Genomic DNA, 21,827 nt, shown 5'->3' with positions numbered 1-21,827 from the left:
GGCGCCGCTTCAGCGCCCGGCGTAGCCCGCGGCGCCGCCGGGCGCGCCCCGGCCCTCGACGGAACCGGTGCGCTGGGCCGGGATGAACGCCCTGGCGGGTTCCGCGGCCGGGGCCGGGGGCCGGGCCGACGGGACCCGGGTGACCAGGGCGGTGGCCAGGCACAGTGCGGCCGCGCCCACGGCCACCGCGAAGGCCCCGACGGGCCCGTGGGCCTCGGCGAGCCGCCCGGAGACGGCCAGGGCCGCGGCCTGCCCGGCCACCAGCGCACTCGCGGCGAAGGCCATCGACTCGGCCAGCCGGGACGGCGCGACCACCCGTTCCGTGAGCGCGAACGCGGTGATCAGGTGCGGGGCGTAGGCGGCCCCGAGGACGGTCACGACCGCGTACAGCGGCCACAGCGTCTGCGTGAACAGCAGCGGCACCGACAGCACCAGCGCCGCGCCCGTCGCCACCCGCCAGCGCAGCCGCAGCCCGAAGCGGGCGGGCAGCGCGCCGAGCGCGAGGCCCACGGCGGCGCTGACCACCCCCATCGCGGCGTACACGATGCCGGCCTGGCCGGGTACGCCCAACCTGGCGGTGAGGGAGGCGATTCCGGCCTGGCAGGCGCCGAACATGGCGCCCTGGAGGGCGAGGGAGGCGCGGACGGCGTGGACCACGCGGGGCTGGGCCACGCGGGGCCGGCGCGGCGCCCGTACGCCCTCGGCGCGGGCCCGTGCCGGGCTCGCGGCCGTGACGGCGGCGGTGGGGTGCAGGGCGTAGGCGGTGCCGAAGACGGCGACGAGGGCGGCCGCCCCGCCGAGGGCGACGGCCGGGTGCAGGGCGAGCGCGGCCAGGCCGACGAGCGCGGGGCCGAAGACGAAGGAGACCTCGTCGAGGGTGCCCTCCAGCGAGTGCACGGCCCCCACCACCCCCTCACCGGCCCGCGCCCGGTGGGCGAGCGCCACGGAGCGGGTCCGGGCGAGCGGCCCGATCAGCGGCACGGAGGCCCCGGCGACGGCGCCGACGGCGGCGAGCACGGCGGTCCCCAGGCCCGTGAGCGCCCCGGCGACGAGGGCGGCGGTGGCCACGGCGTTGACCGCCGCCGCGGCAAGGACCACGGGCCGCTGCCCGTGCCGGTCGGCGAGCCGCCCCAGAACGGGCCCGAAGACCACCTGGCCCGCCGAGAGACAGCCCCCGACGATGCCGGCGGTGGCCAGGGAGCCGCTGGTCTCGGACACCAGCAGGACACTCCCGAACTGGGACATCGCGACGGGCAGTCGGGCGAAGAAGGAGAGGACGGGGAGGAAGGGCCCGGTCAGGGCGATGACGCTCCGGTACGTACTGAGGGTTGAAGCCACTTGATCGACACTAACGCGGCGCAGTCACCCGGATGCATTGGGTCATGGCACGGAATCACGCGGGCTGGGTACGTACGTTCTCATGAGCCAGCGGTATTCAATCAGCCAATCGGAATCCGACGTTCAGAAGGACGTCATTCCGGCGTCGACGTACCGTCTCCAGCTGACGCCCGCATTCCCCTTCGCGGCGGCCGGGGCAGCCCTGCCGTACCTCTCCTCGCTCGGCGTGTCACACCTCCACCTCTCCCCCGTCCTGGAGGCCGTACCGGGCTCGGCCCACGGGTACGACGTCACCGACCACGGCCGGGTCCGGGAGGAACTCGGCGGGGAGCGGGGTCTGCGCGCCCTGGCCGCGGCCGCGCGGGAGCGGGGGCTCGCGCTGGTGCTCGACATCGTCCCCAACCACATGGCGCTGCCGTCGCCACTGCGGCTGAACCGGCCCCTGTGGGAGGTGGCGCGGGAGGGGCCGGCGTCGCCCTACGCCCGGTGGTTCGACATCGACTGGGAGGCGGGGGGCGGACAGCTCCTGCTGCCGGTGCTCGCACGGCCGGACGAGCCCTTCACCGTGGACGCCGGCGAGGACCTGCTGCGCTGCGGAGACCGGGAGTTCCCCCTGCGCGCCGGCACCGCGCACCTGCCGCTGCCGGAGCTGCTGGCCGCCCAGTGGTACCGGCCGGCCTGGTGGCGCGAGGCCCGTACCTCCCTCAACTACCGCCGTTTCTTCACCATTTCGGACCTGATCGGAGTGCGGGTGGAGGACCCCGCCGTCTTCGCCGCCACCCACGCCAAGGTGCTGGAGCTGGTACGGGACGGGGTGGTGGCGGGCCTGCGCATCGACCACGTGGACGGCCTGGCCGACCCCGAGGAGTACCTGCGGCGGCTGCGGGCGGCGGCCGGCCCGGGCTGCTGGGTGGTCGTGGAGAAGATCCTGGCCCGCGACGAACGCCTGCCGGCGTCCTGGCCCGTGGCGGGCACCACCGGCTACGACGCGCTGCACCGGGTGGACGGGGTGTTCACGGACGCGGCCGGAGCCGGTGAACTGACCCGGCAGCACGGCGAGTCGACGGGCACACCCTCGTGGGAGGAAACCGCTTCGACGGCCGCCCGGGAGGTCCTGACCGGCGACCTGGCCGCCGAACTGGCCACCCTGGAACGCTGGGCTGGGCCGGAACGGGCGTCGGCGGTCCGCGAGTTGCTGATCGCCTCGCCCGTGTACCGGACCTACCCCGGCGGGCCGGGCCCGGACCCGCAGACCCTGGAACGCGCCGCCGCGCGGGCCGGGACGGCCGCGGTGGACGGCGTACGGGCCCTCCTGGAGCAGAGCCCCGCCTTCGAGGCCCGCTTCGCCCAGACCTCGGCGGCCCTGCGCGCCAAGTCCCTGGAGGACCGGGCCTTCTACCGCTGGACCCCGCTGCTGTCGGCGACGGAGGTCGGCGGGGCGCCGGGGGCCCCGGCGGTGGCGGTGGCGGAGTTCCACGCGTACTGCGAGGAACGCGAACGGGACCGCCCCGCCGCGGGCACGGTCCTGTCCACCCACGACACGAAGCGCAGCGCGGACGTCCGCGCCCGGATCGCGGCGCTGTCGCAGGCGCCGGAGGCGATGGGGCCGGTGGGCGGCCCCGACCCGCAGCTGGCCTGGGTGGCCCGGCAGAGCGCGCTCGGACTGGGCGACGTCCCCGAACGGGGCCCCCGGCTGGCGGCAGCGCTCCTCAAGGCCGCACGGGAGGCCGCGCTGCGCACCTCCTGGACCGACCCCGACGAGGCCTACGAGGCCGCAATCGCGGACCTCGTCCCCCCGGACCCGGTGGAGCTGCCCCCGGCCCTGTCGGAGGCCGCCCGGGCCAACGTGCTGGGCATGACCCTGCTGCACCTGACCATGCCGGGGGTGCCGGAGGTGTACCAGGGCTCCGAGTCCGAGTTCCGCGCCCTGGTGGACCCGGACAACCGCCGCCCGGCCGAGTTCCCCGGGGAGGCCCTGGCCGCCCTGGACGCGGGCGCCGCCCCGGCGACCCTCGCGGAGGAGAAGCTGGCCCTGACGGCCGCCCTGCTGCGGCTGCGCCGCTCCCGCCCGGCCCTGTTCAGGGGCTACGCCCCCCTGACGGCCGACGGCCCGGCCTCCGACCACTGCCTGGCCTACACCCGCCCGGGCGGCCTGGTGGCGGTGGCCACCCGCCTCTCCCACCGCCTGGCGGAAGCAGGCGGCTGGCGCGACACCACCCTCCCCCTCCCCCGGGCCACTGGCTCCCCACCCACGGCCCGCGCCCGTCCACCCCGTACGAGGGAAAGGTCCGGCTATCGCACCTCCTGGCAACGCTCCCGGTGGCGGCCCTGACCCGGGCGGGGTAGGGGCCGTCACGGCGGGGACCGGCCATCGCCCCCTCGAGGGGCGTGGGCGGGGCGGTGTCTGCCCACCCGCCGCCCCGGGTGCGGGTGGGTGGGGCGGGGGCGGCGTCCCGCCGGGCGGTGACCGGACAGCCGGACGGGGGCGGGGGTGGTCGGGACCTGACTCGGCCTGGGGACCGGCACAGACGTTCGGGTGCAGTAGGGCGGGGGTGTGGCGGGCATGGCATGGGGGTGAGCCTCCTCCATGACATGCGTTATCCCGCCCCGCACGAACTCGCCTTGGCCGCACGTGCGATGGCGGACGAGTACCCCGCCCGGGTGCGGTTGCGGCAGGTCGGGGAGTCGCGGGGCGGGCAGCCCCTGTGGGTGCTCTCCGTCGAGGGGCGCGGCGGGGGTGAGGTGCTGGTCGTCGCCGGGGCGCACGCCAACGAGCCCGTCGGCGGGGCGACCGTGCTGGAGCTCGCGCGGCGGGTGAGCGAGGGTCCGGGTGAGGGGGCGGGGTGGCACTTCCTGCTCTGTGCCGACCCCGACGGCGCGGCGCTGCACCGTACCCCCCGCCCGGTCTCACTGCTCGACTACCACCGGCACTTCTACCGTCCCCCGGGACCCGAACAGCCGGAGTGGGCGCCTTCGTTGCTCCCCCCTGACCGGCTCCCGCCCGAGTCCCTCGCGCTGACGGGACTCATCGACGAGCTGCGTCCCGTGCTCCAGGTGTCCCTGCACGGTACGGATCTCGGCGGCTCCTGGGTGCAGCTCACGCGGGACCTGCCGGGGCTGGCCGAGCCGTTCGGGAAGTCGGCCGCCGAGCTGCGGATCCCGGTGGAGACCGGGGCCTCCGACGCCTCCGGCTGGGCCTCTCCCGGCCCGGGGATCTTCGTGATGCCGGACGCGGGGGTCATGGGGTCCCACTCCGAGGACACCCGGCTGAGCACCTGGTGCCACCGTGCGACCGCCACCGCGATCGTGGAGGTGCCCATGTGGGCCTCCGACCTTGTGGACGATCCCGCCCCGCACCCGGACCCCAGGGGCGCCCTGCGGGCGCTGGCCGGGCGGCTGGACGGGGAGGCGGCGCGGGTCGCGGAGCTGCGCGAGGGGGTCGGGGCGGCGGACCCGGACGCGGCCGCGCTGCTACGGGCGGTGGACTGGACGCTGCGACTGATCCCGCAGGTCACCGCCGCCTGGACGGGCCCGGTGGCGCCGGCCGGGACGACCATGGCCGCCCTGGCCAGTGTCGACGCCTTCGGGCGGCGCCTGACGCTGCGCGCCGCCGCGATGCTGCTGCGGGTGGTCCGGCCGCAGGGGCATCCGGCAGCGCCGGGCCTGGACCGGCTGGTGACGGGGTGGTGCGAGGAGTTCTCGGCGCGCTTCCGGGCCCGCCGGGTGCCGGTGGCCACGCAGGTGGAGCACCAGTCCCGGACGGTCCTCGCCGCCCACCGGTGTCTTCAGACGGGCCAGGCGTAGCGGCGCTTGGCCCGGCTGCCGGCGCCCAGGCGGTCGTAGAAGCGGATCGCGCCCTCGTTCCAGTCCGGGGTCTGCCATTCGACGTGGTCGAGGCCGCGCTCGCGGGCGAGGTCCGCCACGGCCTCCATCAGGGCGGCGCCCAGGCCGTGGCCGCGGGCGTCCTCCGCCAGGTAGAGGCAGTCCATGTGGAGGTAGAAGGAGGCGTCCCAGAAGGCGAACTCCTCCGAGCAGGCCGCGTATCCGGCGACCGTGCCGTCAGGGGGCTCGGCGAGCAGCACCCAGAGCCGGGCCCCTTCGGCGAACAGCCGGGGTGTGAGGCGTTCGGCGAGGCCGGGCGGGCGGGGGTCCGACTTCTCGTACGCGACGTGTTCGTGGATGAGCTCGGCGAGCCGGGGCATGTCCTGGGGCCGGGCGAAACGGACGCGGGAGCCGGAGGAAGAGGAAGAGGCGGAGGAAGAGGCGGAGGCAGAGGCAGAGGCAGAGGCGGAGGCAAAGCCCGAGCCGGAGGCAGGGGCAGCGGCAGCGGCAGCGGCAGCGGCAGCGGCGGAAGGGTCTTGGTTCATGGGAGGACATCCTGCCCTCGGCCCCGCCGGCCCACCGCGCCCCGTCCGGATGGCGGACCTCAGCCGGCGGACAGCCGGAAGGTCATCCTCCCGAATCCCACCTGGTCCCCCGCCCGCACCACGGCCACCCCCGTGACCCGGCGCCCGTTGACGGTGGTGCCGTTCGTGGAGCCGAGGTCCCTGAGCAGCCACACCCCGTCCCGCAGGCTCAGCTCCGCGTGCGCCCGCGAGACGGTGTCGTGGCTGAGGCGCAGCCCGTTGCCCGGGTCGCGGCCGATCCGCAGCGGGCCGGCGCCCGGATGCGGGAGCAGCAGCTTCGGGAGCCGTTCGGCCTGCCAGGCCCGCCGGACCCCCACCGACACCGCCGAGGCCCGCCCCACCCAGCCGAACAGCCGGTGGGTCCACGGGCTTTCGGCGCCGAGCGGGCCCCCGCGGGTCTGCAGGTCGGCCAGGAGCACGGCCAGGTCCTCGGAGCGGCGGGCGACCAGCGCGAGTTCCATCCGCCGCAGGAAGGTGTCGTGCGACAGCTTCCCGAGGGCCGCGCCCTCCCTGAGCTGGCCCAGCGCCCGGTCCCGTTCCGCGTCGGACAGGCGCGGGGCGGGGTAGGCGGGGAACTCGAAACTCGACGTCACAGGGTGATTGTCGGCCCGTCGGGTGCGGAGTGTCCAGAACTCCCCCGGCGGGCCCGGAATGATGGGCACGATACGCATGCCACGTCGGCCGAGGACAAGGGGACCGTCCGTGCAGTTCGAGGTGTGGGCACCGCTGACAGGTCGGGTCGCCCTGCGACTGAACGACACCGCCTACGAGATGACGCCCGACCCGGCCCCCGGCCGCCGGGGCTGGTGGACGGCCGAGGCCCCGGCGGCCGACGGCGACCGGTACGGGTTCCGGCTCGGCGACGATCCGGCGGTGCGCCCGGACCCGCGCGGGCGGCGGCTGCCGGACGGCACCGACGGCCTGTCCGCCGTGGTCGACTTCGAGCCCCTCACCCCCCGTACCGCGCCCCCGCACCTCCCGCTCCAGGACGCGGTGCTGTACGAGCTGCACATCGGCACGTTCACCCCCGAGGGCACCTTCGACGCCGCGGCCGCCCGCCTGGGGCACCTGACCTCGCTCGGCGTGACACACGTGGAGCTGATGCCGGTCTGCCCCTTCCCGGGCCGGCACGGCTGGGGTTACGACGGGGTGGCACCCTGGGCGGTGCACGAGCCGTACGGGGGTCCGGCGGGGCTGGCCCGGTTCGTGGAGGCGGCGCACGCGGCGGGGCTGGGGGTCGTGCTGGACGTGGTCCACAACCACCTCGGCCCGTCCGGGAACCACCTCCCCGCCTTCGGCCCGTACTTCACCGACACCCACCACACGCCCTGGGGCGCCGCGGTGAACCTGGACGCGCCGGGATCGGACGAGGTGCGGGCGTACCTGATCGGCAGCGCCCTGGCCTGGCTGCGGGACTACCGGATCGACGGGCTGCGGCTGGACGCCGTGCACGCGCTGGCCGACGGGCGGGCGCTGTCCTTCCTGGAGGAGCTTTCGGCGGCCGTGGACGCGCTGGCCGCCGAGTCGGCGCGGCCGCTGTTCCTGATCGCCGAGTCCGATCAGTGCGATCCGCGTCTGACCACGCCGCGGCCCTCCGGGGGTCTCGGCCTGCACGCGCAGTGGAACGACGACTTCCACCACGCCCTGCACGCCGCGCTGACCGGCGAATCCCAGGGCTACTACGCCGACTTCGCCGCCGCCCCGCTGGCCGCGGTGGCCAAGACCCTGACCCGGGGCTTCTTCCACGACGGCACCTGGTCCTCCTTCCGGGGCCGCACCCACGGCCGGCCCGTGGACCGCCGCCGCACCCCGGCGCACCGCTTCCTGGGCTACTCCCAGACCCACGACCAGGTCGGCAACCGGGCGGTGGGCGACCGGCTGTCTTCGTCCCTGTCCCCCGGGCTGCTGGCCTGCGCGGCGACGCTGGCGCTGACGGGGCCGTTCGTGCCGATGCTGTTCATGGGCGAGGAGTGGGGGGCGGGGACGCCCTGGCAGTACTTCACCGACCACCAGGACCCGCAGCTGGCCGAGGCGGTGCGCAGCGGCCGGCGCCGGGAGTTCGCGGCGCACGGCTGGAAGGCGGAAGAGGTGCCGGACCCGCAGGACCCGGCGACCAGGCAGCGGTCCTGCCTCGACTGGGCCGAGCCCGAGCGGGAGTCGCACGCCTGGCTGCTGGAGTGGTACCGGACGCTGATCCGGCTGCGCCGTTCGCAGCCGGACCTGCGCGACCCGGACCTGGCGGCGGTCCGGGTCGCCTTCGACGAGGAGCGGCGGTGGCTGACGTTCCGGCGGGGTGACGTACGGGTGGTGGTCAACCTGGGGACGGAGTCGGTGACGGTCGCGCTGGGACGCAACGGCGTGCGGGTGCTGGCCTCGTGGGAGCCGGTGGAGCATCCGGGTCCGGACGGGCGCCTGCACGTACCGGGCGAGTCGGCGGTGGTACTGGGGCCGTAGCCGCCCATGGGCTCCTGCTTCGGGCCGTAGTCTCCCGTTGCCTCCCGTTGCCGCCCGTAGTCTCCCGTTGCCTCCCGTAGTCTCCCGTTGCCAGCCCTCGCCTTCCGCCTCCGTCCGTGGTCCCCTGCGCGCCGGTCCGCGGCTATTGCACGATCGCCATCTCGCGAGGGGCGTTGTTGAGGCGGCGGCCGCCGTCCTGCGTGACCGTGACGATGTCCTCGATGCGGACGCCGAAGCGGCCGGGCAGGTAGACGCCCGGTTCGACGGAGAAGCACATGCCGGGGACGAGGGGCTGTTCCTCGCCCTCGACCATGTACGGCGGCTCGTGCGTGGTGACTCCGATGCCGTGCCCGGTGCGGTGGATGAAGCGGTCGCCGTAGCCGAACTCGGTGATGACGGCGCGGGCGGCGCGGTCGACGTCCTGGCAGGTGGCGCCGGGGCGGACGGCCGCGAAGCCGGCCTGCTGGGCTTCGCGGACGATGTCGTGGACGCGCTGTTCCTCGGCGGTGGGTTCGCCGACGTGCACGGTGCGGGAGATGTCGGAGCCGTAGCCGTGCTTGAGGCCGCCGAAGTCGAGGACGACCATGTCGCCGTGCCGGATGAGCCGGTCGCCGGCCTCGTGGTGCGGGTTGGCGCCGTTGGGGCCGGAGCCGACGACGGTGAAGTCCACCTGGGAGTGGCCGTGTGCGCGCAGCAGGCCGGCGAGGTCGGCGGCGACGTCGCTCTCGCGGCGGCCGGCGAAGGGGACGTGGAGGATCTGCGCGTAGGCGGCGTCGGCGGCGGCTCCGGCGGCGGCGAGGCGGGCGAGTTCGCGGTCGTCCTTGACGGCGCGGAGCATGGGCAGGGCTTCGGTGAGGGGGGTGTAGGAGGTGGTGGGCAACTCCTTCTGCAGGCCGAGGAGGTGGAGGGCCCAGGTGTTGTCGCTGACGCCGAACCGGCCGCTGACGTCGAGGAGTGGGGCGGTGAGCGCGTACGGGTCCTTGCCGTCGGCCCAGTCGCGCAGGGTGATGGCGCCGGCGCCGGGGGCCTTGGCGGCGTCGGGGGCCTCGAGGGCGGGGACGACGAGGACGGGGTCCTGGCCGGCGGCGAGGACGAGCAGGGTGAGCCGTTCGGTCTCGGCGGTGGGGCGGTATCCGGTGAGGTGGGCGAGGTCGGGGCCGGGTGCGATGAGCAGGCCGGCCAGGCCGGCGTCGGCCGCGGCCCGGGCTGCGGCGGCCATGCGGGCGGAGTAGTCGGCGGTGGTGAAGGGGGCCGGGTCGGGGTGGGCGGGGGCGGGGGCGGGCTGCGGTGTGGTGGTCATACGGGGATCCTGCCGTGAGGCGTGCGGCGAGCGCAGGGGCCGCGCCGGTCGGGATTCCGGGTGCGGGGAGCTCCGTACGGTGTACCGGGCGCGGGGTGTCGAGCGGTACGGCGGCCCCGGCGCCGGAGCCCGCCGCGGCGGGGCAGCAGGACGAGGCCGTGCCGGCGGTGGCGAGGGCGCACGGGGCGTGCAGGTCGGTGCCGTCGTGGCGCAGGGCGGTGCGCGCTGAGCCGTGGGCGGGGGTGAGGTCGTCCAGCCGGACGGCGGCGCGCCGGGCGAAGGGGCGGCCGGGAGGAGGGGGCCAGTGCCTCCTCCGCGACCCCGGTGACTGCACCGGGGCCACGTCGGGCAGCCGGAGGGGGTCACCGGGGGGCGGCGAGGCCGTCGACGGGCCCGAGGCCACAGTCCCCGGCGGCGAGGGCGGCGGCCACCTGGCGCGGCGGCATGACGTGCAGGGTGCCGCCGACGGCGGGGAGGGCGCCGAGCAGGCGGAGGCCGACGGCAAGGGCGCCCCGCCCGGGCGGGACGGCGGCCAGGCACAGCACGTCGGCCCGGCCGCGGGCCTGGCCGGTAGCCGGGACGCCGGATAAGGCGTCGCGGAACCACCCATCTGATCGGCTATGCTGTGCTTGCACGACGAACGGGTGGTCCGCCGCCCTTCGTGGTGGGTGTAGCTCAGTTGGTAGAGCACCTGGTTGTGGTCCAGGTGGCCGCGGGTTCGAGTCCCGTCACTCACCCTTTCTTCCCCGTAGGGGGTACGAGGTCCGCCTGGTACCCCCTACGGGCGTTTGTGGCGCCCGTCACCCGCGGAGGAAGGCCTCCACCTCCGTGACGAAAGCCACTGGGGTCTCGTGGGGCGGGTAGTGGCCGGCGCCGGGGATCGTGACGACCGTGCAGTCCGGGTACCAGGCCTGCCAGGTGGCGCGCATCACATCGGCGGTGAGGGCGAGGTCGTACTCCCCGACGAGGACGAGGACCGGGACGGTGTTGCCCTTGACGGCGGGGGTCAGGTCGCGGGGCTGCCAGTCGGCGAGGTAGCCGGCGAAGGCCTCGGGGCGGGAGACGGCCAGGGAGTGGGCCACCATCCGGTCCAGCCAGTGGCGGCTCGCGCGGTGGCCGGTGACGAGGTCGAGGATGGCGCGGCGCTTGCCGGGGTCCTCGGCGGCGCCGTGGAAGAGGGCGTGGGTGGCGTCGTCCATCTCGTAGGGCGCGGCCGGGACCGGGCACAGACCGATCAGCTTCTCGATCCGCTCGGGTGCGCGGACCAGGACCTGCTGGACGGCCTTGCCGCCCATGGAGTGGCCGAGGAGGGAGAAGGTGTCCCAGCCGAGCTGGTCTGCGAGTTCGAGGACGTCGTCGGCGATCTCGGGGAGGGTGTGGCGGCCGGGGACGTCGCGGCGTTCGCCGTAGCCGCGGTAGTCGAAGAAGGCGTACGAGAACCCTTCGGGGTCCAGGTAGTCGAGCACGGAGCCCCAGTTGGCGGAGGTCCCGAACCAGTCGTGCAGCACGATGACGCGGACGGGGCCGGTGCCGATCCTGCGGTGGGCGATGGCCATGCGTTCTCCCTCGGTGACGGGGATGTGGGAACCGACGCCGTTCGTTCTGCCCACCGCGCCTACGATCACACCGCCCGGCGTCACGCCACCGTGTACTCGGTGTCCCCGAAGTCCGCCACGACGCGCAGGTGTCCGCCGATCGCCTCCACGTAGGACCTCAGCGTGGCGACCTCGGTCCGGTCCATGTCACCGTTCTCGATCGCCGACACGCGCGGCGCGGAGACGCCCATGGTCTCGGCCACGTCCCTCTGGGTCAGGGCCTGTTCCTGCCGGATCTCGGCGAGCCGGTACGCCCGGACCTCGGCCAGGAGCCGGTCCATCGCCGCCCGCTTCTCGGCGGCCGACCGGACGGGCAGCCCCTCGGCGGCACGGCGCTCACGCACCTGCCGCTTCGCTTCCTCCCAGCCGATGCCGTTCATTCGTACTCCCTGGTGTCGAGCTCGGCGAGGTGAGCCTGGTACCGCTTCTCCGCGAGCGGGATAGCGAACAGGATCCGGATCTCGGTGGTGCCGGAGGAGCCCGGCCTCAGCTCCTTCATGTGGTGCTGCTCCGCGCCCTTGATGCGGTCGACGAGCGGCCGGCCGAGCGTGGGGCCGACCATCGCCAACGCATCGATGGCGTCCTCCACCTGCTCGGCGCTGTCCCAGTCCGTCCGCGCCAGTTCGTCGAACCATGCAGCCACCTCGCCCACGAGGGTCACTTCCCATTGCGCCACGCCCGCGAAGTTAACGCAAGCGTTAACCTCGCGGGCGGGATGCGGGCGGGTACACCCGGAAGGGTCAGACGGTCTTGATCGCCGGGTCCGAGACACCCGGGGCGCCCGTCTCGACGTGGCCCGCGAAGCGGCGCAGGAAGGTGCTGTCCGCGTCGGAGACCACCGTCACGTCGTACCAGCGGCCCGAGGCGCGCAGGTCGACGGTGTAGGGGACGCTGGCGCCCGGGTTGACCTTGAAGGTCTGGGCGGCGCCGCCGTAGGCGTTGGTGACCGTCAGGTTCACGGCGGTCGTGCCGCCGTTGGTCATGGTCAGGGCCAGGTTGCCGGTGGCGTCCGCGTGGCGGGCCGTGACCTCGGGGCCGGCCTTCTTCGCCGGGCCCTTCCAGGTGCGCAGGAAGCCGTTGGGGCCCCAGACCGTGAGGTCGATCTTGTTGCCGGTGGAGCTGCTGGTGCTCCAGGTGTCCGAGAGGGTCTTGCCCGCCTCGACGGTGTAGGGCCAGGGGCCGTCCGTGCGGTTGCCGGAGGTGCTGTGGAAGTGGGCGCCGAGGTTCGGGCCGGAGGAGAAGGTGAGCGTGAACTTGCCGGTGGAGACGGTGCGGGCGCCGTCCACGTACGGGCTGTAGCCCAGGGCGCGGGTCGGCTTGGAGCCGGCCTCCTGCTTGGGCAGGGTGCCCGTCGCCGGCGGGACCGGGTGGTAGGAGGGGTGCGTGTTGTGGTCCGGCGGGACGTAGCCGGCGGTGGAGGGCAGGGACGCGGGGGTGGCGTCGGCCTGGGTGAAGTCGAACGCCGAGGTCAGGTCGCCGCAGACGGCCCGGCGCCAGGGCGAGATGTTGGGCTCCTGCACCCCGAACCGCTTCTCCATGAACCGGATCACCGAGGTGTGGTCGAAGGTCTCGGAGCAGACGTAGCCGCCCTTGCTCCACGGGGAGACCACGATCATCGGGACGCGGGGGCCCAGGCCGTAGGGGCCGGCCGTGTAGCCGCCGCCACCGGCGTACAGGTCGCGGGTGACGTCCGCCGTGGACTGGCCCCAGGCGGAGGAGGCCGGCGGGTACGGGGGCACGACGTGGTCGAAGAAGCCGTCGTTCTCGTCGTAGGTGATGAAGAACGCCGTCTTCGCCCACACCGCCGGGTTGGCGGTCAGCGCGTCCAGGACCTGGGAGATGTACCAGGCGCCGAAGTTGACCGGCCAGTTCGGGTGCTCGCTGAACGCCTCGGGGGCGGCGATCCAGGAGACCTGCGGCAGGGTGCCGTTCACGACGTCCGCGCGCAGCTTGTCGAAGTAGCCCTCGCCCGCCTTGGCGTTCGTGCCGGTGCGCGCCTTCTCGTACAGGGCGTCGCCGGGCTGGGCGTTGCGGTAGTTGTTGAAGTACAGGAGGGAGTTGTCCCCGTAGTTGCCGCGGAAGGCGTCGCCGATCCAGCCCCACCCGCCGGCGGCGTTCAGGCCGTCGCCGATGTCCTGGTAGATCTTCCAGGAGACCCCCGCCGCCTCCAGGCGCTCCGGGTAGGTCTTCCAGCCGTAGCCCGCCTCCTGGTTGCCGAGGACGGGGCCGCCGCCGGTGCCGTCGTTGCCGGTGTGGCCCGTCCACATGTAGTAGCGGTTGGGGTCGGTGGCGCCGATGAAGGAGCAGTGGTAGGCGTCGCACACGGTGAAGGCGTCGGCGAGGGCGTAGTGGAACGGGATGTCGTTCCGCGTCATGTACGCCATCGTCGTGGTCGTCTTGGCGGGGACCCACTTGTCGTACTTGCCGTTGTTGTACGCCTGGTGGCCGCCGGCCCAGTCGTGGTTGAGGCCTTCGACGAACTGCATGCCGAGGTCGTTGACCTCCGGGTGGAAGGGGAGGATGTCCTTCGTCCCGTTGGACTGGTAGAAGACCGACTTTCCGTTGTCCTGGAGCACGGGCCGCGGGTCCCCGAAGCCGCGGACGCCCTTCATCGAGCCGAAGTACTGGTCGAAGGACCGGTTCTCCTGCATGAGGACGACGATGTGCTCGATGTCCTGGATGGTTCCGGTGCTGCCCTGCGCCGGTATGGAGGCGGCGCGGGCGATGCTCTCGTTCAGCATCGCGGCGGCGGCGGTGCCGCCGGCGATCTGGAGGAACCTGCGTCGGTTCAGTTCAGCCATGGTGTGACGACCTCTGGGGGTGGAGGGGGGAGTCGGGCGCCCCAAGGACAGCGGCTCCGGGGTACCGGACGGAAATCCCTGTCTGACGTCGGGCCGTACAACGGGCGAACGGAAGCCGCCGGTGGCGGAACTCCCGAACGGCCCGCGCATCTGGTGGAATGACCTCCCACAGACAGCACGGGGGGCGCGGGGCATGGCGGGGAACGGGGCCGGTCATACCGTGCGCTCCGGGGGCGGAACGGTTCGGGGAACGACGGTAAGGGGAAGCGGGCGTCCCGCAACAGACCCTGACGACACGTCAGTCGCCGGTGACGGCGGGTGGGAGGGGGGGAGCGTGAGCCTTCCACAGCTGCACTACGACGGCGTGACCGGCTTCGCCGCCGTGACGCCCGGGGTGCCGGAGGCGCTGCTGCGCGAGGCGGAGCCGATCCTGGCGTACGAGCCGCCGCCGGGCCCCGGGCGTCCCGAGGCGCTGAGCCTGAGCCTGCTGTCGGACGGCAGCCGGCTGCTGGCCCGGGCGGTGCGCACCGCCTCCGGGTTCCACGCGCACGCCGTGCACCTCCCCGGGGAGGCCGGGGGCGCCCTGCCGGTCACCGCCTGGGGTTCGGCGGGGTGGCGGGAGCGGGCCCCGGCGGACGGGCCGTTGCCGGTGCCGTTGCCGGCGCTCGACCGGATACCGCCGCCGGGGCCCTACGACCCGGCCGCCATGGCGGAGTTCGTCGCGGCCCGGGGGGCGTGGCTCGCCGCGTTCTTCGACGACGTGCGCCGGGTCGCGGAGGAGCCGGGCGCGCCGCGGATCGTGCTGGTGGAGGCGGACCCCGCGGACGTGGCCCGGTGGGTCATGCTGGCGTGCGGGGTGCTGCCGCATGCGCGCGGCCGGCGGCTGAGCTTCACCACGTACACGCGGCGCCCGCTGTCCGCCCCGCAGCAGCTGGTCGGGGTCCTGCCCGAGGACGCCGGTGTGCCGGCCGGCGGAGGACGGCGCCACCGGGTGTACGACGCCGGCCGCGGGGCGGCTCCCGAGGCGCCGCGGGGTCCGGCGGCGCTGTGGGCGCGGACGGCCGCCGCGGTCTGGCGGGCCGGCCGGCCGGAGCTGTTCGCCGAGGTGCGCCGGCTGCCCGGGGAGCCGTACGGGGCGGGCCCGCTGGCCGCGCTCGCGCTGGCGGCCGGTGTCCCGCTGGGGTCGGCGGCCCGGGCGGCGGCCGCCGACTGGGCGGCCGGGCGGCCGGAAGCGCTGGACGGCGTACGGCTGCACGCGCTGGCGGGGGTGCTGGTGCGGCCGGGCGGGGAGCCGCGCGGGGCGGCGGAGGCGGCCGCGTCGCAGCGGCTGCTGGCGGCGCTGGACGCGGGGGCGCGGGGCGCGCTCGCGGCGGAGCTGGAGGCGGAGCTGCGGGCCGCGCCGGCCGACCCGGAGGGCGGGCCGGCCGGCCCGGCCACGCTGCTGGTGTCGGCCGCGGCCCTCGGCGCCGATACCGCCGGGCTGCTGCCGCAGGTGGCACGGAAACTGGCACGGGGCCTGCTCGCGGACCCGCAGGGGGCGTACGGGGAGGAGATACGGGCCGCGCTGGCGCAGCTGCCGGCGCTGCGGGCCCTCGTGCTCGACCGGCTGGACGCCCTCGCGGCGGGCGATCCGCCCGCCGGGGCACGGCTGTTCGCCCACACCGGGCTCCGCCTGGGCACGGCGGAGCCTCTGCCGCACCTGCGCATGTGCGCCCGGGGCCGCCCGCCGGGGGACCGGGTCGTGGCGCTGGACACCCTGTTGCGGGAGGCCGGCGTCTCCCCGTACGCGGAGCCGCTGGTCCTGCGGACCGGAATGCGCCTGGTGTGGGGGGACGTGCCCCCGACGCCGGTGGAGGCCCGCCTCCTCCTGGCCACGACGGGCGCCCCGGTGCACGGCCGCGCGGGCACCTGGGACCTCCTGGCCCACGCGGCGGCCGATGCCCCGGCCGGCGACCCGGACGCCCCGGCGCTGGCGGCGGACCTGCTGCGGCACTTCGGCGAGGACCTCCCGGCGGAGCTCGGGGAGCGGCTGGGGGAGCGGGCGAAGGCCTCCGTCGCCCTCCCCGACCTGCCCGCCCCCTGGCGCCCCGCCCCGCCCCGCGCCACCGCCGGCCGTCCGAAACCGGGCGTCTTCGCCCGGCTCCGCGCCCGTCTCGGCGGCTCCGGGACCCCGCCCGGGGCGGCGGGCTGAGCCGCGGCCGTCTCCCCCTCCCCCGGCCGCGGCCTCGGCTCCCGCGCCCGCCTGCGGATCAGCCGTCGCTGCTGATGCTGCAGTTGGCGTCCGGAGCATGCCCGGCCGGCCAGGCGGTCCGGTCGAACACCGCGGTCCTGGTCGTCGGGTCGAGATGGACGATGGGCACGGCCTTGTTGCGGGGGTTGCCGTACTGGTCGAGGCAGATCCAGCCGCTGGCGCCGTCGACCCGGTTGGTGCCGTGCAGACGGAGCCAGCTGTCGCGGACCTCGGTGAGGCCGGGCATCTTCACGGCGCCGACCGTGTCGTTGCGGATGCCCGCGACGGCGGTGGTGACCGCGTCGTACGTGATGATGATGCGGCCGTCGGACAGCGACGCGGGTCCGATCGAGGGCCCGGACGACGGCTGGGCGTCGTGCAGGAGGGAGGCGAGTTCCCGGAGGGCGTCCTTGGAGCCGCCGGTCGCCTCGGTGCTGCCCTCGCCCCACGCGTCGGGGTGGGCGAGCGCCGCGTAGCGCACGGTGATCCCGGCGCCCTTGGTGAGGGCGTTCCACTGGTCCGCGAACTTCTCGTCGACGGTCAGGGTGGAGGCGTGCGAGCCGGTGACGACCGTGTAGTGCTTGTCGCAGTTGCGGCCGCCCAGCTCGATGAGGAACTGGCGCAGCTGGACGGGCCGGCCGGCGAAGTAGATGGTCTTGGCGTTGGACGAGCAGATGTCCGGGACCATCTGGTGGAAGTCGTTGGCGAGGTTGCCCTCTTCGGTGAAGTCCTGCGGTGAGCGGAAGGTCTCCGGGGCGTTGGGCGCGCCCGTGGCGAGCTTCTCGAAGGTCCCGCGCAGGGTGGTGAGGTAGTTGTCGCCCTCGCGGATGTCCTCGACGACCATGGTCTCGGCGGGTTTGATGTCCGCCCCGTACGACCCGAGGGCTTGCGCCTGGTCGGTGTTGCTGGGGGCGATGCGGGCCAGGCCGGGGTAGGCGTTGTCGGCGCCGTTCTTGATGTCGTCGGCGGTCATGGGTCCGGCGACGACCGGGATGCCCTTGTCGTGGGTGAGGTAGCGGACGGTCTCCGCGGTTTCCCTGAGGCTGATGTTGATGCCCGCGACGGCCCTCAGGTTCTCCTTGTCGGACGCCGCGGCCTTGACGAGGGCGTCGGCGACGGGCCGCCAGTACGCGTAGTTCCGGCCGGGGTTGGCGAGCACCAGCCGGATCGGCGGCTGCTTGCCGTTGGCCCGGTGGTTGGCGCGGTACTGCGCGAGGTAGGCGCCCTGGACCTGCTCGACGAACTCGCGCTGTTCGGCGGCGTTGTCGGAGGTCATCGGGATCATCAGGGCGATGGTGGCGGGGTTCTTGCCCGCGACGCTGTCGTTCTCGGCCTTGATGCGGCCGAAGACCGGGGCGAGGGGCTTGGCGAAGGAGTAGCCGCCGTCGGTGACGCCGGTGCACTCGTGGCGGGGTCCGCGCCGCTCGACTCCGGTGGCGCAGGACGGGTCGTTCCTGATGACGCCGGTGTAGAGGAAGTAGCCGCCGGCGCCCACGGCGACGGCGAGGACGGCGATCACCACGGCCCGGTAGAGAGGGCCGTCGGGAAGCAGCTTCATGGGGCGGACTCTCCGTAGGTGGGCAGGTGCGGCGCCTGGCGCCAGTGGCCGAGGAGCGTCGGCCATTCCTCGTGCGCCCGGTAGAGGACCTTCTGGGCGGCGGGGGCGCTGCTCTGGGCCATGGCCAGGGTGAGCAGTTGGAGCCTGATGGTGCTGATCAGGTCCTGCTGGGGTGCCACGAGGGGCGGGGACTGCGCCCACAGGGCGGACACGAGAAGCCGTACGGCCCGGTGCACGGGGTCGTTGTCGGCCGCGCAGGCCCGGCAGACCGCGGTGAACTCCGGCGGCGGGGGCAGGACCTGCGGGGGGCGGGGCGCGGCGCAGACCAGGTTGAGGGCGGCGAGCCAGTCGGGGGCGTCCTGCTCGGCGAAGCGGCGGTGCAGGGCGTGGACGACGAACTCCTCCTCGCCGAGGGCGAGCGAGTGGTGCAGGAACCGGACGTCGGGCCGGTCGGCCGCGGTGCCGCGTCCCTGCGGGTCGTAGAAGGACCGCAGCCGCAGGTGGACGTGTTTCCACTGCTCGCCGAGGGGCGTCGCCTGGGTGAGGGCGGTGAGCCGGTGCAGGAGCAGCGCGCGCAGGGTGGGGTCGCCGACGAACGGACCGCCGGTGCCGGGCCAGGGGTGGCGCCCCCAGTACCCGTCCCGCAGCTCGGCCTCGGCCTCCAGCACGGGTACCCCGCCGGGGTCGTCCGGGGGGTAGCCGGCGGCGAGGCGGTGCACCGCCTCGTTGTCGAGGGCGGGTGAGTAGTACGTCAGGCGCCGCCGGGCGACCTGCCCGGGGAGCAGCGTCGCGAGGATCCGCTCGTTCACGGTCGTACCGGGCTCGGGGTCGGCCGGCAGGTCGAGCAGGTCGACCGGGTCGAAGGTGCCGGCCGCGTCGTGGAGGAGGCGCATGCGCAGCCGGGCGGCCTGGACGAGGGCGTGGGCGGTGCCGGCCCGCCCGGCGCTGAGCCGGTGGATCACCTGGGCGGTCCGGGGAGCCGGCCTGTCCTCCCCGAACATCTGCTTGACCTCGTCGAGGGTCAGCGGCGCGAGCGGCAGGTGCGCCAGCCATCCGGCCGGTGCCGCGGGTCTGTCCGCCCGCCAGAAGGCGCCGGGCGCGCTGCGGGTCGAGGGGGCGGTGTCCTCGGGGTCCGGAACGGGCGGGTCCTGGCTGAGTACGGTGGCGACGACGGCCGGGCGCAGGGCCCGCTTGCCCGCGGCCTCCTCGTGCCAGACGCGTGCCAGCTCGTCCAGGAAGGCCGCACCCGTCGGGGTGTGGGCGTTGTCGAGGAGCAGCAGGGGGCGTGGCACCCGGTTCATCGTGTTCAGCCGGCCGTAGTGGTCCGCGACGTCCGCGAGGAGGGCGGCCAGCAGGTGCCGCTCGGCGTGTTCGCGGTCCTCCGCGTCGCCGCGGAAGGTCATGGCCAGCTCGGTCAGCTGGGCGAGCCCGTCGCCGGGGCGGCCCACGCGCCGGGCCTCCCACCATTTGAGGCCGTCCTTGTTGGCGCGGGGTCCGAGCAGTTCGGTGGCGACGATGCGCAGCAGGGGCCGCACCAGCTCCTCGACGCCCGGAGGTATGCCGCCCACCGCCGGCAGCGCTCCGGCCACCTCGTCGATCCAGCCCAGGACCCTCTCGTTGCGCGCCTGCTGGTCCGGCTGGCTGGCCCGCTGGAGTTCTCCGAGGCGCTGGCGTGCGGCGGGTATCTCGGAGGGGCGCACCGGCTCCCAGCTGGTGATCGCGAGCAGCCCCTGGACCAGCCGGGGGAAGGACAGCTTCCCCCCGAATTCGCTCGGCTTCTGGCTCAGCCCGTCCATCAGGTAGAAGAGCAGGTCCGAGGTGCGCGAGGCGTTCCTGGGGGCTTCGCCGTCGGCCGGTGCGGCGAGCCCCGGCTGGCCGAAGTGGTCCGCGTCGAGATCCGCGTACGCCTGCGGGACGCGGTGCGCGTACTGGTCGGACAGTGCCTTCAGCAGGGCGCTCTTCCCCGATCCCCGGCCGCCGCCGCACACGAGCAGGAGCGGCGTCCCGTCCGGGATGCGTAATCGCTTCGGCCCGTTCGGCTCCAGGCCGACCAGGGACGGAACCACGGCGTTCAGTACCGCAGAGCGTCCGTACAGCGTCACCGCGACCCCCCAGTCCTCCGGCTTCGCGGTGCACGCAGCGCCGCGCTGGAAGGAGACTAAGGGAGGCCGTCAACTCACCGGTGGCATATGGGCGCTGACAATGCCTCAGTTATGCATTCGTGACGCCGGGCGGCACCGGGGACGGCGCGGGCGCCGCCTCCGGCCCCCGGCCGGCCCCCGGTCAGCCCTCGGTCGGGGTGAGGCGGAGGGAGATCGAGTTGATGCAGTAGCGCTGGTCCGTGGGGGTCGGGTAGCCCTCGCCCTCGAAGACGTGGCCGAGGTGGGAGCCGCACTTCGCGCAGAGGACCTCTGTGCGGACCATGCCGTGGGAGGTGTCCGCCCGCAGTTCCACCGCCTCGGTGTCCTTCGGGTCGTAGAAGGACGGCCAGCCGCAGTGGGAGTCGAACTTTTCCGAGGAGCGGAAGAGCTCCGCGCCGCAGGCGCGGCAGGAGTAGACGCCTTCCGTCTTGGTGTCCGTGTACTCGCCGCGGAAGGCCGGCTCGGTGCCCGCCAGGCGCAGTACCTGGTACTCGGACGGGGTCAGCTCCGCCTGCCACTGCTCGTCCGTCTTCTGGACCTCGTACGCCATGACGCTCCCGCTCCCTCAGTCGGCGAGGCGGGCGAGGATCCGGGGTCCCAGATCCGTGACGTCGCCCGCGCCCATGGTGAGAACGAGATCGCCGGGCTTGGCCATTCCCGCGATCACGTCGGCGACGGCGCCCTTGTCGTGCTCGGGGGTGACGTCGGCGCCGGCGGTGCGGGCGGCGGCGATGATGATCTCGCTGGTCACGCCGGGTACCGGGTCCTCGCGGGCCGGGTAGATGTCGAGGACGACGGAGGCGTCGGCGAGGGCGAGGGACTGGCCCATCTCCTTGCCGAGCTCCTGGGTGCGGGAGAAGAGGTGCGGCTGGAAGACGACCAGGATGCGGGAGTCCCCGGCGGCGCCGCGGATGGCCTCCAGGTCGGCGGTCATCTCCGTGGGGTGGTGGGCGTAGGAGTCGATGACCTGGACGCCGGCCGCCTCGCCCTTGAGCTGGAGGCGGCGCTTGACGCCGGTGTACTTGCCGAGGGCGGAGGCCAGGTTGTGGGCGGGGATGCCGAGGGCGACGCCGGCGGCGAGGGCGGCGACGGCGTTGTGCGCGTAGTGGCGGCCCGGCACGGAGACGGTGAAGGTGAGCGGGCGGCCGTCGAGGAGGACGGTGACCTCGCTGGTCAGGCCGCGCGGGGTGATCTTGGTGATGCGGACGTCGGCGTCCTCGGCCTCGCCGTACGTGACGACGTTCAGGCCCTCGCGGCCGGCGACGCGGCGGGCGATCTCGGCGGCGCCGGCCTGGCCGTGGGCCACGACGAGGGTGCCGCCGGGGACGACCTTGCCGACGAAGGTCTCGAAGGACTCGTAGATCTCGTCCATCGAGGCGTAGTTCGCGTGGTGGTCGAGCTCCGCGTTGAGGATGATCGCGACCTGCGGGGCGTACTTGTGGAAGCTGCGGTCGCTCTCGTCCGCCTCGGCCACGAAGATGTCGCCCTCGCCGTGGTGGGCGTTGGAGCCGGGGGCGTCCAGGTCGCCGCCGATGGCGTACGAGGGGTCCAGGCCCAGGGCGGAGAGGGAGACCGCCAGCATGGACGTGGTGGTGGTCTTGCCGTGGGTGCCGGCGACCGCGATCGGGCGCAGGCCGTCCATCAGGGCGGCGAGGGCGTCGGAGCGGTGCACGACGGGGATGCCGAGCTCGGCAGCGCGGGCCAGCTCCGGGTTGTCGGCGCGGATGGCGCTGGAGACGACCACGCAGGTGGATCCGGGGGCGAGGTGCCCGGCGGCGTGCCCGATGTGGACCGTGGCGCCGTGGGCGCGCAGCGCCTCGGCGGTCTCGGAGTCACGGGCGTCGCTGCCGGCCACCTGCGCGCCGCGCTGGGCGAGGATCTTCGCGATGCCGGACATGCCGGCGCCGCCGATGCCGATGAAGTGGGGCCGTTCCATCGCGGTCGGCAGGCCGGGCTTCATTCAGGTCGCTCCAGGATCGAGTGCGGGGCCCGCGGGGGCGGGCC

General features: G+C 74.6%; 17 protein-coding genes and 1 tRNA gene. 5 read left to right on the top strand and 13 right to left on the bottom strand.

Annotated elements, in window-relative coordinates:
* Nucleotides 1-9: 9 nt before the first annotated feature.
* Nucleotides 10-1,338, bottom strand: a complete 1,329-nt coding sequence (locus B4U46_RS27430) for an MFS transporter (protein ID WP_079430314.1) — start codon at nucleotides 1,336-1,338, stop codon at nucleotides 10-12.
* 82 nt (nucleotides 1,339-1,420) lie between these two features.
* Between B4U46_RS27430 and treY the strand changes: the two genes are divergently transcribed.
* Both treY and B4U46_RS27420 read left to right on the top strand, forming a co-directional pair.
* Nucleotides 1,421-3,670, top strand: coding sequence for a malto-oligosyltrehalose synthase (treY, locus tag B4U46_RS27425; RefSeq protein WP_107438325.1), 2,250 nt, complete (start codon nucleotides 1,421-1,423; stop codon nucleotides 3,668-3,670).
* Between the two features lie 242 nt (nucleotides 3,671-3,912).
* A complete protein-coding gene (locus tag B4U46_RS27420) occupies nucleotides 3,913-5,142 on the top strand; it encodes a M14 family zinc carboxypeptidase (protein WP_079432016.1) in 1,230 nt (409 codons plus the stop codon).
* Here the strand turns inward: B4U46_RS27420 and B4U46_RS27415 are convergent.
* Together B4U46_RS27415 and B4U46_RS27405 are read right to left on the bottom strand one after the other, a co-directional pair.
* Complete coding sequence (locus tag B4U46_RS27415) at nucleotides 5,124-5,540, bottom strand: GNAT family N-acetyltransferase (RefSeq protein ID WP_079430313.1); 417 nt, start codon at nucleotides 5,538-5,540, stop codon at nucleotides 5,124-5,126. The genes B4U46_RS27420 and B4U46_RS27415 overlap by 19 nt on opposite strands.
* A 224-nt stretch (nucleotides 5,541-5,764) precedes the next feature.
* Complete coding sequence (locus tag B4U46_RS27405) at nucleotides 5,765-6,337, bottom strand: DUF1707 and FHA domain-containing protein (RefSeq protein WP_079430311.1); 573 nt, start codon at nucleotides 6,335-6,337, stop codon at nucleotides 5,765-5,767.
* A 109-nt stretch (nucleotides 6,338-6,446) separates the two neighbouring features.
* Between B4U46_RS27405 and treZ the strand changes: the two genes are divergently transcribed.
* Nucleotides 6,447-8,198, top strand: coding sequence for a malto-oligosyltrehalose trehalohydrolase (gene treZ, locus B4U46_RS27400; RefSeq protein WP_079430310.1), 1,752 nt, complete (start codon nucleotides 6,447-6,449; stop codon nucleotides 8,196-8,198).
* Between the two features lie 142 nt (nucleotides 8,199-8,340).
* On the opposite strand, the gene B4U46_RS27395 is transcribed toward treZ, so the two are convergent.
* Together B4U46_RS27395 and B4U46_RS37560 are read right to left on the bottom strand one after the other, a co-directional pair.
* Nucleotides 8,341-9,498, bottom strand: a complete 1,158-nt coding sequence (locus tag B4U46_RS27395) for an aminopeptidase P family protein (protein ID WP_079430309.1) — start codon at nucleotides 9,496-9,498, stop codon at nucleotides 8,341-8,343.
* A gap of 362 nt (nucleotides 9,499-9,860) precedes the next feature.
* A complete protein-coding gene (locus B4U46_RS37560) occupies nucleotides 9,861-10,133 on the bottom strand; it encodes a hypothetical protein (RefSeq protein ID WP_123995258.1) in 273 nt (90 codons plus the stop codon).
* Nucleotides 10,134-10,162: 29 nt separating this feature from the next.
* Between B4U46_RS37560 and B4U46_RS27385 the strand changes: the two genes are divergently transcribed.
* Nucleotides 10,163-10,235 (top strand) — tRNA-His (locus B4U46_RS27385).
* Between the two features lie 63 nt (nucleotides 10,236-10,298).
* Here the strand turns inward: B4U46_RS27385 and B4U46_RS27380 are convergent.
* From B4U46_RS27380 to B4U46_RS27365, 4 genes are all read right to left on the bottom strand, one after another.
* Entirely contained in the window at nucleotides 10,299-11,054 is a 756-nt protein-coding gene (locus B4U46_RS27380; protein ID WP_079430307.1) for an alpha/beta fold hydrolase, read from the bottom strand.
* 80 nt (nucleotides 11,055-11,134) lie between these two features.
* A complete protein-coding gene (locus tag B4U46_RS27375) occupies nucleotides 11,135-11,473 on the bottom strand; it encodes an XRE family transcriptional regulator (RefSeq protein ID WP_079430306.1) in 339 nt (112 codons plus the stop codon).
* Nucleotides 11,470-11,769 carry a type II toxin-antitoxin system RelE/ParE family toxin gene (locus tag B4U46_RS27370; protein WP_237293144.1) on the bottom strand — a complete coding sequence of 100 codons (300 nt, stop codon included), beginning with the start codon at nucleotides 11,767-11,769 and terminating at the stop codon, nucleotides 11,470-11,472. The genes B4U46_RS27375 and B4U46_RS27370 overlap by 4 nt, the downstream gene beginning before the upstream one ends.
* Before the next feature lie 64 nt (nucleotides 11,770-11,833).
* Nucleotides 11,834-13,894: a phosphocholine-specific phospholipase C gene (locus B4U46_RS27365; protein ID WP_079430304.1), complete on the bottom strand. Its 2,061-nt coding sequence runs from the start codon at nucleotides 13,892-13,894 to the stop codon at nucleotides 11,834-11,836.
* 334 nt (nucleotides 13,895-14,228) lie between these two features.
* Between B4U46_RS27365 and B4U46_RS27360 the strand changes: the two genes are divergently transcribed.
* Nucleotides 14,229-16,085 (top strand): GTPase-associated protein 1-related protein, encoded by a 1,857-nt coding sequence (locus B4U46_RS27360; RefSeq protein WP_079430303.1) that lies wholly within the window; start codon nucleotides 14,229-14,231, stop codon nucleotides 16,083-16,085.
* 58 nt (nucleotides 16,086-16,143) lie between these two features.
* Here B4U46_RS27360 and B4U46_RS27355 read toward each other — a convergent pair whose 3' ends face one another.
* From B4U46_RS27355 to murC, 4 genes are all read right to left on the bottom strand, one after another.
* Nucleotides 16,144-17,682: an ABC transporter substrate-binding protein gene (locus B4U46_RS27355; RefSeq protein WP_079432015.1), complete on the bottom strand. Its 1,539-nt coding sequence runs from the start codon at nucleotides 17,680-17,682 to the stop codon at nucleotides 16,144-16,146.
* Nucleotides 17,679-19,784, bottom strand: coding sequence for a hypothetical protein (locus B4U46_RS27350; RefSeq protein WP_079430302.1), 2,106 nt, complete (start codon nucleotides 19,782-19,784; stop codon nucleotides 17,679-17,681). The genes B4U46_RS27355 and B4U46_RS27350 overlap by 4 nt, the downstream gene beginning before the upstream one ends.
* Nucleotides 19,785-19,965: 181 nt before the next feature.
* Nucleotides 19,966-20,373 (bottom strand): peptide-methionine (R)-S-oxide reductase MsrB, encoded by a 408-nt coding sequence (gene msrB / locus B4U46_RS27345; RefSeq protein WP_079430301.1) that lies wholly within the window; start codon nucleotides 20,371-20,373, stop codon nucleotides 19,966-19,968.
* Between the two features lie 15 nt (nucleotides 20,374-20,388).
* Complete coding sequence (gene murC, locus B4U46_RS27340; protein ID WP_079430300.1) at nucleotides 20,389-21,783, bottom strand: UDP-N-acetylmuramate--L-alanine ligase; 1,395 nt, start codon at nucleotides 21,781-21,783, stop codon at nucleotides 20,389-20,391.
* Between the last annotated feature and the right edge of the window lie 44 nt (nucleotides 21,784-21,827).

It is taken from the genome of Streptomyces katrae, from assembly GCF_002028425.1.
In the GTDB taxonomy this organism is placed as follows: Bacteria; Actinomycetota; Actinomycetes; order Streptomycetales; family Streptomycetaceae; genus Streptomyces; species Streptomyces katrae_A.
The sequence above is the reverse complement of the archived record's forward strand: the minus strand, read 5'-3'. Positions and strand labels throughout refer to the sequence as shown.

Bases quoted from the DNA above. Each gene is read 5' to 3' on its own strand.
- treY (WP_107438325.1), top strand. From the start codon at position 1,421: ATGAGCCAGCGGTATTCAATCAGCCAATCGGAATCCGACGTTCAGAAG.
- B4U46_RS27415 (WP_079430313.1), bottom strand. From the start codon at position 5,540: ATGCCCCGGCTCGCCGAGCTCATCCACGAACACGTCGCGTACGAGAAG.
- B4U46_RS27395 (WP_079430309.1), bottom strand. From the start codon at position 9,498: ATGACCACCACACCGCAGCCCGCCCCCGCCCCCGCCCACCCCGACCCG.
- B4U46_RS27380 (WP_079430307.1), bottom strand. From the start codon at position 11,054: ATGGCCATCGCCCACCGCAGGATCGGCACCGGCCCCGTCCGCGTCATC.
- B4U46_RS27375 (WP_079430306.1), bottom strand. From the start codon at position 11,473: ATGAACGGCATCGGCTGGGAGGAAGCGAAGCGGCAGGTGCGTGAGCGC.
- B4U46_RS27365 (WP_079430304.1), bottom strand. From the start codon at position 13,894: ATGGCTGAACTGAACCGACGCAGGTTCCTCCAGATCGCCGGCGGCACC.
- B4U46_RS27355 (WP_079432015.1), bottom strand. From the start codon at position 17,682: ATGAAGCTGCTTCCCGACGGCCCTCTCTACCGGGCCGTGGTGATCGCC.
- msrB (WP_079430301.1), bottom strand. From the start codon at position 20,373: ATGGCGTACGAGGTCCAGAAGACGGACGAGCAGTGGCAGGCGGAGCTG.
- murC (WP_079430300.1), bottom strand. From the start codon at position 21,783: ATGAAGCCCGGCCTGCCGACCGCGATGGAACGGCCCCACTTCATCGGC.